Origin of the sequence: Prevotella sp. CAG:592 (genome assembly GCF_000436015.1) — a bacterium.
Lineage (GTDB): Bacteria > Bacteroidota > Bacteroidia > Bacteroidales > Bacteroidaceae > Prevotella > Prevotella pectinovora.
In genome coordinates this window covers 50,002-64,388 of the sequence record NZ_FR892594.1, presented here as the reverse complement: position 1 = coordinate 64,388, position 14,387 = coordinate 50,002, and the positions used below count along the sequence as shown (strand labels likewise).

The 14,387-nt window shown below is 45.9% G+C and carries 10 protein-coding genes and 1 pseudogene; 6 read left to right on the top strand and 5 right to left on the bottom strand.

The window, feature by feature from the left end; genetic code table 11:
• Nucleotides 1-61: 61 nt before the first annotated feature.
• The 5 genes from QVO99_RS07500 to mltG all read left to right on the top strand — a co-directional run bounded on the left by QVO99_RS07500 (nt 62) and on the right by mltG (nt 5,738).
• Nucleotides 62-1,267: a pyridoxal phosphate-dependent aminotransferase gene (locus QVO99_RS07500; protein ID WP_022316995.1), complete on the top strand. Its 1,206-nt coding sequence runs from the start codon at nt 62-64 to the stop codon at nt 1,265-1,267.
• A gap of 24 nt (nt 1,268-1,291) precedes the next feature.
• Complete coding sequence (locus QVO99_RS07495) at nt 1,292-2,539, top strand: ABC transporter permease (RefSeq protein ID WP_022316994.1); 1,248 nt, start codon at nt 1,292-1,294, stop codon at nt 2,537-2,539.
• Between the two features lie 56 nt (nt 2,540-2,595).
• Nucleotides 2,596-3,729, top strand: coding sequence for a hypothetical protein (locus QVO99_RS07490; RefSeq protein WP_022316993.1), 1,134 nt, complete (start codon nt 2,596-2,598; stop codon nt 3,727-3,729).
• 87 nt (nt 3,730-3,816) lie between these two features.
• Nucleotides 3,817-4,695, top strand: coding sequence for a nucleoside phosphorylase (locus QVO99_RS07485; protein ID WP_022316992.1), 879 nt, complete (start codon nt 3,817-3,819; stop codon nt 4,693-4,695).
• Nucleotides 4,696-4,706: 11 nt separating this feature from the next.
• Nucleotides 4,707-5,738, top strand: coding sequence for an endolytic transglycosylase MltG (gene mltG, locus QVO99_RS07480; RefSeq protein WP_022316991.1), 1,032 nt, complete (start codon nt 4,707-4,709; stop codon nt 5,736-5,738).
• Nucleotides 5,739-6,052: 314 nt separating this feature from the next.
• On the opposite strand, the gene QVO99_RS07475 is transcribed toward mltG, so the two are convergent.
• The 3 genes from QVO99_RS07475 to spt all read right to left on the bottom strand — a co-directional run bounded on the left by QVO99_RS07475 (nt 6,053) and on the right by spt (nt 11,498).
• On the bottom strand, nt 6,053-8,104 hold the full coding sequence (locus tag QVO99_RS07475; protein ID WP_022316990.1) for a M13 family metallopeptidase: 2,052 nt from the start codon (nt 8,102-8,104) through the stop codon (nt 6,053-6,055).
• An 86-nt stretch (nt 8,105-8,190) separates the two neighbouring features.
• Nucleotides 8,191-10,131 (bottom strand): ABC-F family ATP-binding cassette domain-containing protein, encoded by a 1,941-nt coding sequence (locus tag QVO99_RS07470; RefSeq protein WP_022316989.1) that lies wholly within the window; start codon nt 10,129-10,131, stop codon nt 8,191-8,193.
• Nucleotides 10,132-10,310: 179 nt separating this feature from the next.
• A complete protein-coding gene (spt, locus tag QVO99_RS07465; RefSeq protein ID WP_044064849.1) occupies nt 10,311-11,498 on the bottom strand; it encodes a serine palmitoyltransferase in 1,188 nt (395 codons plus the stop codon).
• Between the two features lie 199 nt (nt 11,499-11,697).
• Between spt and QVO99_RS07460 the strand changes: the two genes are divergently transcribed.
• Nucleotides 11,698-12,732, top strand: coding sequence for a diacylglycerol/lipid kinase family protein (locus QVO99_RS07460; RefSeq protein WP_022316987.1), 1,035 nt, complete (start codon nt 11,698-11,700; stop codon nt 12,730-12,732).
• A 116-nt stretch (nt 12,733-12,848) separates the two neighbouring features.
• On the opposite strand, the gene QVO99_RS07455 is transcribed toward QVO99_RS07460, so the two are convergent.
• Both QVO99_RS07455 and QVO99_RS07450 read right to left on the bottom strand, forming a co-directional pair.
• Nucleotides 12,849-13,814 (bottom strand): F0F1 ATP synthase subunit gamma, encoded by a 966-nt coding sequence (locus tag QVO99_RS07455; RefSeq protein WP_022316986.1) that lies wholly within the window; start codon nt 13,812-13,814, stop codon nt 12,849-12,851.
• Nucleotides 13,815-13,820: 6 nt separating this feature from the next.
• Nucleotides 13,821-14,387: pseudogene (locus tag QVO99_RS07450) on the bottom strand (F0F1 ATP synthase subunit alpha); the annotation flags it as partial.

Below are 14,387 nucleotides of genomic sequence, written 5' to 3'. Positions count from 1 at the left end.
GGAAGCTATACCCACACAGACACAATACGATAAAGAACAATAGAACAAAACAATACAACAAATGCCACAAATATCAGAACGCGGACTGGAAATGCCGGAGTCGCCAATCAGAAAGCTGGCGCCCCTGGCAGCAGACGCAAAAAAAAGAGGAATCAAAGTATACCACCTGAACATCGGACAGCCAGACCTGCCTACACCGCAAGTGGCAATTGACGCGATAAAACACGTGGACAGGAAGATACTGGAATACTCGCCCTCGCAAGGCTACCGAAGCTACAGGGAGAAACTCGTGGGCTACTACAGGAAATACGGCATCAGCGTGACGGCAGACGACATAATAGTGACCTGCGGAGGAAGCGAAGCCGTGCTGTTCGCCTTCATGTCGTGTCTGAACCCAGGCGACGAGATAATAGTGCCAGAACCGGCTTATGCCAATTACATGGCGTTCGCTATATCGGCAGGAGCCAAAATCAGAACCATAACCACCACAATAGAAGAAGGGTTCTGCCTGCCGAAAGTGGAGAAATTCGAAGAGCTCATAAACCCCAAGACAAGGGCAATACTGATCTGCAACCCCAACAACCCCACAGGCTATCTATACACACGCCGCGAAATGAACCAGATCAGAGACATGGTGAAGAAACACGACCTCTATCTCTTCTCCGACGAGGTGTACAGAGAATATATCTACACAGGGTCGCCATACATCAGCGCCTGCCATCTGGAGGGAATAGAGCAGAATGTGGTGCTGATAGACTCCGTGAGCAAGAGATACAGCGAGTGTGGCATCAGGATAGGAGCGCTGATAACGAAAAACAAGGAGGTGAGAAAGGCTGTGATGAAATTCTGTCAGGCGCGCCTCTCTCCGCCGCTGATAGGACAGATAGCGGCAGAAGCCTCGCTCGACGCGCCGGAGGAATACAGCCGCGACGTCTACGACGAATACGTGGAAAGGAGGAAATGCCTTATCGACGGACTGAATAGAATACCGGGAGTGTATTCTCCGATACCGATGGGAGCATTCTATACTGTGGCGAAACTGCCCGTGGACGACAGCGAGAAATTCTGCCGCTGGTGTCTGGAGGAGTTCAGCTACGAGAACGAAACCGTGATGATGGCTCCTGCAAGCGGATTCTACACCACACCCGGAGCCGGCAGAAACCAAGTGAGAATAGCTTACGTGCTCAACAGGGAGGACCTGAGAAAGGCATTGATAGTATTACGCAAGGCACTGGAGCAATATCCGGGCCGGGCAGAAGATGATTGAAACAAGAAAGAAAAAGAATAAAGAATGAATTTCCCGTTATTCATAGCCAGAAGGCTATACTCTGAAAGAGGCGAAAACAACAAGGTGAGCAAGCCTGCTCTCTATATCGCCACGACCGGTGTCGCTCTGGGACTGGCCGTGATGATAATCAGCGTGTGCGTCATCCTGGGCTTCAAACACACCATCCGAGACAAAGTGACAGGACTGGGAGCCCACGCCACGGTGGCAAACTTCGTCTCCCTGCATGGCAGCGAGCAAAGGCCGATAGATTATTCTGACAGCATCAGAAACGTGCTGAAGAAAACACCGGGGCTGAAATCCATGCAGAGCTTCGCCATGACCCAGGGAATACTGAAGACGGACAGCGACTTCATGGGAGTGGCATACAAGGGAATTGCAGCCGACTACGACACGGCGTTCATTCACTCCTGCATGACCGAAGGGAGCATACCCAGATTCAGCGACAAGTCGAGCGGGAACAAAATTCTGATTTCCAAAAACATAGCCACAAAACTCAGGCTCAAGACCGGCGACAGGGTGTTCTCTTATTTCATAAACAACGGAGACATAAGGGTGAGAAGATATACCGTGGCTGGTATCTATCAGACCAACATGACGAAGTTTGACGAATCGCTCTGCTTCTGCGACCTCTATTCTGCCGTAAAGCTCAACGGATGGAGCCAGGGGCAGGTGTCGGGAGTGGAACTGCAGCTACACGATATAGCCAACGTGCCGATAGCAGCCAGATATCTGGTGAAGAACGTGAACAGACAGGGCGACAAATACGGAGAGACATATTCGTCGGAAACCGTATATGAAATGTATCCGCAGATCTTCTCATGGCTCGACCTGCTAGACCTCAACGTGTGGATAATCCTCGGACTCATGATCTGCGTGTCGGGCATCACGATAATTTCCGGACTCCTCATCATCATACTCGAGCGCACACGCATGATAGGCACCCTGAAAGCTATGGGATGCAGAAACAGGTCGGTGAGAAACATCTTCATCTGGTTTGCAGCCCTCGTCATCGGGCGAGGACTCATTCTGGGAGACATCATCGCTCTGGGACTCGTGGCGCTGCAGAAATACACCAAATTCGTGAGCCTCGACGCATCAGTCTATTACGTGGACTACGTGCCCGTGGAAATCAACGCGCCATTGATCCTGCTCATAAACGCGGCAACCCTGGCAATATGCCTCCTCGTGTTCATAGGACCAAGCTACATAGTGTCGCACATAAACCCCGTGAAGACGATAAAATACGAATAAGCAAAACGTTTGGTCAATACTGATAAACAAAACGAATAAATACTGATTCAATCAATATGAAAGCACGGACAAGAAATTTCATAATCCTATGCAGTCTGCTCTCATTGGCTGCACAGCCTTCTGACGCACAGGTGAAAAGGCACCAGAAGAACAAACCGGCGCAGAAGCAGAACGCGCTGGCGGTAGCTGACTTCTATCCGTCGGCAGCAAAGCTGATGGTGATAGACAGCGTGGTGGTAGACAAAGAAAACTTCGCAAAGCATATTCCGCTCAGAAAAGAATACGGACAGATAGGGAAATATACAGACATCTTCAATTCTGCCACGCAGACAAGCCATACATCATCAGCATTCATCAACGGATTCGATGACTTGTGCATCTACAACAAGACCGTGGCAAAGGACTCCACGCTGCTGTTCATGGCAGAGAAAATCGGAAACGAATGGAAGGCAGTAAGAGCGATAGAGGAATTCGCTGATGATTTCAAAGACGTGGACTATCCTTATCTTATGCCAGACGGCGTGACGCTCTATTTCAGTGCCATAAACAAGAAAAACGGGTTCGGAAAGAGAGACATCTTCATCTCAAGGCTCAACACGGAGACGCAGACATTCTACAAGCCCGAAAACCTGGGACTGCCCTACAACTCGGAATTCAACGATTATATGTGTGTGGTAGACGACATCGACTCCCTGGGGTGGCTCGTGACCGACCGACATCAGGAGAGCGGCAAAGTGTGCATCTATACCTTCATACCGTCGGACGAAAGATGGAGCGACGATGAAAACATCTCTGAAGAGAAACTGAAATCCGTGGCTACGCTACACAGCATAAAAGACACACAATACGACAGGAAACTGCTCGACGAAAGCCTCAGGAGAATGAACACCCACACCTCAAGCGACAAAGCGAGACACGGCTTCAGATTCGTTATAAACGACGATGCCGTATATACTGACATAAACGACTTCAAGTCGGACACGGCAAGAGGACTGTTCCTGAAACTCATGCAGCTGAATGACAGACAGGCTGATATAGAGAAGAAACTTCCTACCCTCAGAAAAGGCTACAGGAGCAAAGGAAAAGGTGTTGACCGCAAGACGATTCTGAAAATGGAAGAAGATTTAGAGAATATTATGATTCAGAAAAAAAATCTTGAGAAGAAAATTCGAAATGCAGAAAATCTGTAGTAAATTTGCATCATATACAGATTGCATGGCAATCCTGCAGAATATGCAGAGATGACAGATGTAAGTATAACTTAAAACGATTTTATCATGAAAAAGTATTATCCAGAATCAGAACTCATAATCAATAGCGACGGAAGCGTATTCCATCTGCACCTCAAACCGGAATTCCTGGCAGACAAAGTAATACTCGTGGGCGACCCCGGAAGAGTGGCACTAGTGGCAAGCCATTTCGACGAAAAAGAATGCGACGTGGAAAGCAGAGAATTCCACACCATAACCGGAAGCTACAAAGGAAAACGAATAACCGTTCTCTCTACGGGCATCGGATGCGACAACATTGACATCGTGGTGAACGAGCTGGACGCGCTCGCCAACATCGACTTTGGAACAAGAACCGACAAGGATGAATTCAGACAGCTGACAATGGTCAGAATAGGCACCTGTGGCGGACTGCAGGAGAACACGCCTGCCGGAACTTTCATCTGCTCAAAGAAATCCATGGGATTCGACGGACTGCTGAACTTCTATGCCGGAAGAAATGCGGTGTGTGACCTGCAGATAGAAAAAGCATTCCTCAACCACATGGGATGGACAGGAAACATGTGTCAGCCTGCACCATACGTGGTTGAAGCCGACAAAGAACTCGTGGACAGAATAGCCGGCGAAGACATGGTGAGAGGAATAACGATTGCCTGCGGAGGATTCTTCGGACCGCAGGGAAGACAACTAAGACTCCCTCTGGCTGACCCCAACCAGAACAGGAAGATAGAAGAATTTGAATACGACGGTGACAGAATAACAAACTTCGAGATGGAGAGTTCAGCACTTGCCGGACTGTCAAAACTGATGGGACACAAGGCTACGACTTGCTGCATGGTGATTGCAAACCGCAGGGCACAGAAGGCTGACACCGGATACAAGTCGCACATAGACGACTTGATAAAGACCGTACTCGACAGAATTTGAAAAATATAATCATGGCAAAATCATTTATTTCACAAAAAAAGTATATCCTGTCTGCATTGGGATGCCTCCTGATAATAATAGGATTGGTTTACTATTTTTTCTTTTCTGCGCTGTCGGTAAAATCCTCAACACAGTATGTATATATTGACGACGACGACAACATCGACTCCGTATACGCGAAAGTGAAGGAAATCTCAACGGACAGAGGCTACATGGCTTTCACCACACTTGCCCGCCATTGGGACCTCGCCGAAAAGATACGGCCTGGAAGGTATGAAGTGACTACAGGCAATGGAGCATTTACCGTGTTCCGCAAGCTCAGGAACGGACTGCAGTCGCCTGTAAACCTCACAATCCCCTCGGTAAGGACTCTCGACAAACTGGCCGACGAGGTTTCAAAGAAACTGATGTTCTCAAAGGATGATTTCCTGAAAGCCGTTTCCGACACGGCAACATGCAGGAAATACGGCTACACTCCGGAGAGCATCGCAGCTATGTTCATACCAAACACCTACTCCGTGTACTGGAACATTTCCGTAGACAAGTTTCTCGACAAGATGCAGAAGGAGAACAAGAAGTTCTGGTCGTTTGAAAGAGAAAACAAGGCGAAAGCCATGGGTCTCTCCCCTATCGAAGTAATCACAATGGCAAGCATCGTGGACGAGGAAACCGCCAACGACCAGGAAAAGCCGATGATCGCCGGAATGTATTACAACAGGCTGAAGGGAGACATGCCTCTGCAGGCTGACCCCACGGTAAAGTTCGCACTCAAGAAATTCGAGCTCAAGCGCATCTACCACAACATGCTCTCCTTTGACAGTCCTTATAACACATACAAATACAAAGGTCTACCGCCAGGGCCAATCAGAATACCATCGGTGGCAGGCATAGACGCCGTGCTGAATTATGTACACCACGACTATCTGTATATGTGTGCGAAAGAGGATTTCAGCGGCACCCATAATTTTGCAAGGACTTATGAGGAACATAAGGAAAATGCAAGGAAATATACCAAGGCGCTGAACGACAGGGGAATAAACTGACAAGTCCGTCATCGGACCGCAAAGACAACATTTACAATCTTGTCACCTGACAGTAAAGAAAACATTTACAAGCCCGTCGAAACAGACAACATTTATATACACAGCTAAAACAATAGCCATAAGACTGTATACAAAGATACTTTCTTATGGCTATTTTTTATGCTCGGGCCGAACATACCGAAAATAGGAGGTAAACACCTAAAATTAGTGTTTACCTCCTACTCGATCGTTTATGGATGATTTAAACCAAATGGTCAGTATGCCTTTTAAACTAAACCAATTTTATTTAAGTTAAAACCGAAATCAATCCTGTATTACCAAAGTTTGAGTCTCTGGTCAGCAGGAACGAACAATTTGTCTGTAGGCTTCACATTGAATGCGTCATACCACATGTTGATGTGAGGCAGAGCACCGTTTACACGCCACATGCCAAGAGAGTGTGGGTCGCTCTTTGTGCGGTTTCTGATTTCAGCATCCGTGATGTTTGCTGCCCACACCTGAGAGTAAGCGATGAAGAAGCGCTGGTCTGCAGTCAGACCGTCGATTACAGGAAGAGGATTGTTCTTCGTAGCCTCCTTGTATGCCTCGTAGGCAACCATCAGACCTCCGTGGTCAGCAAGGTTCTCACCAAGAGTGAAACGGCCGTTGGCGTTCAGGTCAGGCAATACCTTGATGTTAGAATAGAACTTGGCGTATCCGTCAGCTCTCTCGTTGAAATTCTTGCCGTCGTTTTCTGTCCACCAGTCTTTCATGTTGCCGTCTTTGTCATAATGACGACCCTGGTCATCGAATCCGTGAGTCATTTCATGACCGATTACAACACCGATAGCTCCATAATTGAATGCGTCGTCGGCTGTTGGGTCGAAGAATGGAACCTGCAGAATACCGGCCGGGAAGCATATCTCGTTGGTCGTAGGATTGTAGTAAGCATTGACGGTCTGTGGAGACATCTGCCACTCATCCTTGTCTACTGGCTTGCCCACCTTAGTTGCGATAACCCATTTGTTCCAGAATCTGCGACACTCCTCGATATTTGAATAATAAGACTTTGCCGGGTCGATGTTGAGGTCGCTCATGTCTATCCACTTGTCAGGATAGCCAATCTTCACATAGAAGGCATTCAGCTTGTCAAGGGCGTTCTTCTTTGTTTCCTCGCTCATCCAATCCTGAGCCTCGATGCGCTTTGCCAAGGCAATCTGCAAGTTGTGTACAAGAGTCTTCATGCGTTCCTTTGATGAAGCAGGGAAATATTTCTCCACGTAAATCTTGCCCAAAGCCTGGCCCATCTGGCTTTCCACCTGGCTTGTAGCACGCTTCCACAATGGATGGTTTTCTTTTCTTCCACTCATTGTCTTGCCGAAGAAGTCGAAGTTTGCAGCAATTACGTCATCGCTCAAATAAGCAGCCGCACTCATTATCTGGCCCCACTCCATATAGTCTCTGTATTCATCAGGGGTGATAGCAGACAAGAGTTTGTCGGCACCTGCCACGAAGCCAACCTGACCCACTACCAGATCCTTCACGAGATTCAGGTCTACGCCAGATGCGACAAGCACCTTGTCAATATTGATATGAGGATACTTTGCCATGAATTCAGACAAAGCCATCTTGTTGTAGTTAGCCTCAGGGTCACGAAGTTCTGTGTTAGACTTAGACACCTTAGCCAATTCAGTTTCGAGACGCATCACGTTCTCCATCTTCTTCTGGGCAGCCTTGGCATTGAAGCCGAACATCTGGAACATTCTTACGATGTGCTTCTTGTAAGCCTCTCTTATTGCAGTTGTAGCCGAGTCTGTATCCAGGTAATATTCTTTCTGTCCGAGGGTGGTACCGCTCTGCACTACGTTCAGGATATTCTGTTTGGCATTCTTCTCGTCGGCTCCAAAATACATGCCGATGAATTCGCTGTCGCCATAAGGCACAAGCTCCAGCTGAATCTTGAACAAAGCCTCCTTGGTCTTAGCCTTCTCCATCTTCTTCAGGATTGGCATGAGTGGAGAAACGCCATCTGCGTTGCGGCGCTGCTCGTTCATAGCAAGCTTATACAAATCGCTGAGCTTCTTCTCAATGGTGCCTTCACTATAGGTATTCTCAAGCAGTTCCTGCAGAATACCGTTGATGCGCTTGTTGTTATCTTCGCCCAGCACATCGAAGCTGCCATAACGGGAATAAGCAGCTGGCAGCGGATTCTTCTTCATCCAACCGCCACAAGCGTAATGGAAAAAGTCGTCTTGTGGCTTGACGCTGTTGTCCATGTTGGACATGTCGAGACCAGAACGCAATTGCTGAGAATGCGGATTCTGTGCCACAGAGGTCATCGATACTGTGGCCAATGCCACAATAGGAATAATTGATTTAATTTTCATAGTCTTAATATTTATGTTACTAAATTGATAACTGTATTTCGATTGATATATTGCAGATCCGGTGATAAAACTTTCATTACAGTTAACTATTGGGAAGAAAGCTGCTCGTATTCCTCAGAGAGTTTCTCCCAATTGTCCACTTCTTCATCCAGCTTTGCCTTTATTGATGTATATTCTTCAACAATCTCCATATTTGAGGAGTTTTCCGGTTTCAGAAGCAATTCGTCAAGCTCACCGAGTCTTTTCTCAAGTTCCCCTATCTGGGATTCAGCTTTATCAACGGCTTTCTTCATTTTGTTGAGCTTCTTCTGCAGCTCCTTATGTTCGAGATAGTTCTGCTTGCCTTGTGAGGGTTCAGAAGCGGCCTTCGCATCAGAAGCGGCAGGAGAGGGATTATTGTTGGTGGCAGCATCAATGCTGTCTGTGTGGTGTTTCTGAAGAAAATCATATATTCCTCCGATATGCTCTATCACCTTTCCGTTGCCGAACTCATATACTTTAGTAACCAGACCATCCAGAAACTCGCGGTCGTGGCTTACGACAATGGCTGTACCGTCGAAAGCTTTTATCGCTTCCTTCAACACATCCTTTGAACGCATGTCGAGATGGTTGGTAGGCTCATCAAGAATCAACAGGTTTACGGGCTCGAGCAGAAGGCGGATCATTGCCAGTCTGCTCTTCTCTCCACCGCTGAGAACTGAAACCTTCTTCTCTGAAGCTTCACCGCCAAACATGAAGGCGCCTAATATATCGTTGATTCTCAAGCGCACATCACCTCTTGCCACGCTGTCAATCGTGTCGAAGACGGTAAGGCTGTTGTCAAGCATCTGGGCCTGGTTCTGTGCAAAATATCCAATCTGCACGTTATGGCCAATCTTGAGAGTTCCGGTATATGGAATCTCATTCAAGATACATTTGACGAGAGTGGACTTTCCCTCTCCATTCCTTCCGACAAAAGCGACTTTCTCTCCTCTCTTGACTGTAAGATTGACATTGCCGAAAACCATGTGGTCTCCATAATCCTTCCTCACGTCTTCGCATATGACCGGATAGTCGCCGCTTCTCATGCAGGGAGGAAATTTCAGATGCATTGAAGAATTGTCAACTTCGTCTATTTCTATCGGAACAATCTTCTCCAGCTGCTTTATTCTGCTCTGCACCTGTACTGCCTTTGTCGGTTTGTAACGGAACCTTTCGATAAAATCCTTGATATCAGCTATCTCTTTCTGCTGATTCTCGTATGCACGTATCTGCTGCTCGCGTCTCTCTTTGCGCAATTCCACATACTGGTCATACTTCACCTTATAGTCTGCTATCTTTCCGCAACTGATTTCCAAAGTCCTGTTCGTCACATTATTAAGAAATGCGCGGTCGTGGCTCACAAGCACGACAGACTTCGCACTTTGGGAAAGGAACTGCTCAAGCCATTGGATACTTTCGATGTCGAGGTGGTTGGTAGGCTCGTCGAGCAACAACACGTCTGGTTTCTGCAGAAGAATCTTCGCAAGCTCAATTCTCATACGCCAACCGCCACTGAACTCCTTGGTGGGTCTGTCGAAATCCGTACGCTTGAAACCTAAGCCGGAAAGAGTCCTCTCAAGATTGGCCTCACAGTTGTCTGCACCTAGAATCTGCAACTTGTCATGAGTGGCAGTAAACCGTTCTACAAGGTCAAGATAGCTCTCGCTCTCATAATCTTCACGCTGGGCAAGTTCGGCATTAAGCCTGTCAAGTTCCGCTTTCAACGAACTTATTCCTGCAAATGCCTTAGAAGCCTCCTCGCGAACAGTGGTGTCATCCTTCAGATTCATCACCTGAGGAAGATAGCCGATTGTTGTGTCGCTCGAAACAGACACATTGCCCGATGTCGGACTTTGCAGACGGTATAGAATTTTCAGCAACGTGGATTTGCCTGCGCCGTTTTTACCGACAAGGGCTATCCTGTCATTATCGTTTACAACGAAGCTGACGTTACTGAAAAGGGGCTTGACCCCGAACTCAACACCAATATTATTTACAGATATCATTATTACCGATTATAATATGGATACAAACCTGTAACCCTAATGGTGGTAAACCGTAATGTCACAGGCATGTCTTGATTACATGCTTTTCACACAATATCAACATTTTACAAAACAATGGCAAGCAAGAGGGTTTATTCAATGCAACCTCATGCTTGCCATTTTGTCAATATCGAAGTGCATTATTTGATAATGCCTTGTTCAACAAAAATCTTCTTCAAAGCTTGTACGCCTTTCTCTACTTGCTCCTTAGTATGTGTTGCCATCAAAGCAAAACGTACCAACGTGTCTTGCGGAGCACAAGCTGGAGGAATCACAGGATTTATGAATACTCCTGCATCGAAGGCCAACTTCGTAACGAGGAATGTCTTGTAAGGATCACGCACATATAGTGGGATAATCGGACTCTCGGTTTCTCCTATCTCAAATCCTTCCTCGCGGAAACGCTTCAAAGCATAGTTCGTGACATCCCATAGACGAGTGATTCTCTCTGGCTCTTTTCTTATAATATGCAAAGCCTCCATTGCCGCAGCTGTAGCTGCAGGTGTGTTGGATGCGCTGAATATATAAGTTCTACAGGCATGACGCAGGTAATTTATCGTATCCTTGTCGCCTGCGATAAATCCGCCGATGCTGGCAAGACTCTTTGAGAAAGTTCCCATAATCAGGTCAACGTCGTCAATTACGCCAAAGTGGTCGCACACGCCACGTCCCTCACTACCGAAGACACCAAGACCATGAGCTTCGTCAACCATTACGGAAGCATTATATTTATGCTTCAGTTTGATGATTTCTGGCAAATTAGCCAAATCGCCCTCCATAGAGAACACACCGTCAACGACAATGAGCTTGACAGCTTCAGGACGGCATTTCTTCAACTGCTTCTCCAAGTCTTCCATGTCGTTATGCTTGTATTTCAAGCAAGTGGCAAAAGACAATCTCCTGCCATCTACAATACTGGCATGGTCACGCTCATCGCAAATTATATAGTCTTCTCTGCCACAGATGACCGAGAGGACTCCTGAATTGACGAAAAATCCGGTTGAGAAGCATAATGCCTCATCTTTGTGTTCATAAGCAGCAAGCTCTTTCTCCAACTTCACATGGAGGTCAAGCGTTCCGTTAAGGAAACGGCTGCCTGCGCATCCTGTACCATACTGATCTATTGCAGCTTTTGCAGCTGCCTCCACACGAGGATCTCCTGTAAGTCCCGTATATGCATTAGAGCCGAACATGAGCACCTCATGCCCATCCATCTGTACTACAGTACCCTGTTTTCCTGTTATCTCACGAAAATATGGGTATATACCAGCCTCCATATACTTCTGAGGCTCACGATATTTCTTGTATTTCTCTTGTAAAAGTCCCATTATAAATATAGGTGTAATAAACCACTGTTGTTTATATTTCTTGCAAAGATACGAAAAATAGGTAAAACAGAGCATTATTTCAAAAGAAATGTTCATTTAGGATTAAAATAATGCGCTACAAACTATAAATAAGATATTATTTACTATATTTGCATATTACAAAGTTAAAACAAAATTATATAGCCAAAGCATTATATTTATGCCCCAGAAGAAGATTGCTTTTATAATGAACCCCATATCCGGCACAGTAAAAAAGGCCGGCATACCTAAGCTCATAGACGAGTATTTGGACAAGGATACCTTCAGTTACTCTATCTTGAATACTGAATACGCAGGACATGCGACCTTGTTGGCGAGGAAAGCCTGTGAGGATAATTGCGATGTTGTAGTAGCTGTAGGCGGAGACGGAACCATTAATGAGATAGGCAGGGCGCTCATCGACACAAATACTGCTATGGGAATCATACCGTGTGGTTCGGGCAACGGACTGGCGCGGCATCTGATGCTACCCATGGACATAAAGAAATGCATAATGATTATCAACAAATGCATGACCCACGACCTTGACTATGGAGTAATTGACGGCCATCCGTTCTTCTGCACTTGTGGCATGGGGTTTGACGCTTACATCAGCATGAGATTTGCCGAGGCAGGCAAACGAGGCCCCGTGACTTACCTTGAAAACATTCTAAAGTCCGGATTGAAATATGAGGCTGAGGAATACACTATTGAAGCCGAAGAGATAGGCACAATACACAAGCGTGCTTATCTCGTGTCGTGTGCCAATGCCTCACAATATGGCAACAATGCATACATAGCCCCACAAGCCTCGATGAGTGACGGATTGCTCGACGTTATTATAATGGAACCTTTCGACATGATTGATGCGCCTCAAATTAGTATTGACATGTTCAACAAGACAATTAACAAAAATCCGAAAGTTAAGACTTTCAAGTCGAGCCACATATTGGTACATAGGAAAAATGAAGGGGTAATTCATTACGACGGTGACCCTGTAATTGCAGGAAAAGACATTGACATAACCTTACACCATAAAGGGATAAAAATTGTTGTAAATCCTGAAGCAGACAAGAGCAGAAGAAAGCCCAATATGGTGCAGAACGCCTTTTGTGACTTGTTCAATGACATTTATGCAGTAAGGACAGACATAACGAAACAGGGAAAACACATACAGACAATAAACAAGCTTCTGCTGAAGAAGCTTAATAAATGACATAGACAAACTGATTATTCTATCCAACCAATGAAGTTGGCTGGTAATAAAAAATTTAAGCCGGACTCAAACAAATGGTCCGGCTTAAATTTTAATCATCGGGTATGTTGAACATATTAGTTGTTTACAGAACCACCAACAATATCCAACAATTCATTAGTAATGGCCTGCTGTCTGCTCTTGTTATATTGCAAATTCAACTCTCGCAACAATTCATCTGCATTGTCCGTTGCCGTCTGCATGGCAACCATACGGGCTGCATGCTCGGAAGCTATACTATCCAACAGAGCCGTATACAGCATAAGATGCGCCAGCTTGGGAATCAGGAGCTTGAGAACCGTGCTCATGTCTGGCTCTACAATGAAATTGTCATTCAGAGGTGCCACATGCTCTTCTTTCTTTTGCTCTTCCTTCTGATTCTCTTTCAGATAGGCTTGCATTTCTGCAGTAACGGTCTTATGCGAGAGATCACGGTTGTTGTCTTGTCCAACACCAGAAGTAATGTCAATAGGCAGGAAAGTCTTGCGCTGCAATATTTGAGAACCGGCACTCTTGAAATGATGATATAGAAGCTCAACTTGATCAATCTCGCCTTCAACGAATTTCTTTCCAAGTTCTTTAGCTATTTCTATACATTCTGAGACATTAGGCTTCTCGGCAAGTCTTGTGAAATCACCAGCTATCGGCAATCCCATTTTCTTTGCCTGTTCCGCAACTTTTCTTCCTATCGGATAGACAACTATGTTCTCTTTACCCAAGGACATGTTCTCTTCTACAACAGAGTGTAGCAGTTTCGCGACATTTGTATTAAAGCCACCACAAAGACTGCTGTTCGACGAATATGCAACGAGTGCTATACGCTTTACCGGGCGAACCTCGCTGAAAACAGTATGTGCATCAGCCTCACTGGCAAGAAAAGTCTTGAGAATGCGCTCAAGCATATTTTCATAAGGAAGCATATTCTCTATCATCTGCTGTGCATGATGAAGTTTTGAAGATGCTACCATTTTCATTGCACTTGTGATTTTGCGCGTACTGTTGACGGAAGAAATTCTACCTTTAATTTCTTTTAGTGACGGCATAAGCAATTACTTTTTATATTGTCCGGAGATGTCGGCCATTACTTCCTCAATCTTATGGCAAACATCATCATTTATAACGCCTGAAGCAAGGACGTCTATGACATCTTGCTGATGTGTAGAACGAAGTTTGTCAAGGAATGTATCCTGACATTTCCTCACATCCTCTACTGGAACATCACGCATCAGTCCATGAGTACCGCAATAAAGAATAGCTACCTGCTCACCAACAGTCATAGGACTATACTGTGGCTGGATAAGCAACTGGTTATTCTTACGTCCTCTGTCCAGAGTCATGGATGTCACAGCGTCCATGTCACTTGAAAATTTAGAGAATGCCTCAAGCTCTCTATACTGGGCCATATCGATCTTCAGCGTACCGGCAACTTTCTTCATGCTCTTTATCTGTGCAGAACCTCCAACACGGCTCACGGAGATACCGACATTGATTGCTGGTCGGAATCCCTGGTTGAAGAGATCACTCTCGAGATAAATCTGTCCGTCGGTAATTGAAATCACATTCGTCGGAATATAAGCAGAAACGTCGCCTGCCTGTGTCTCGATAATCGGAAGAGC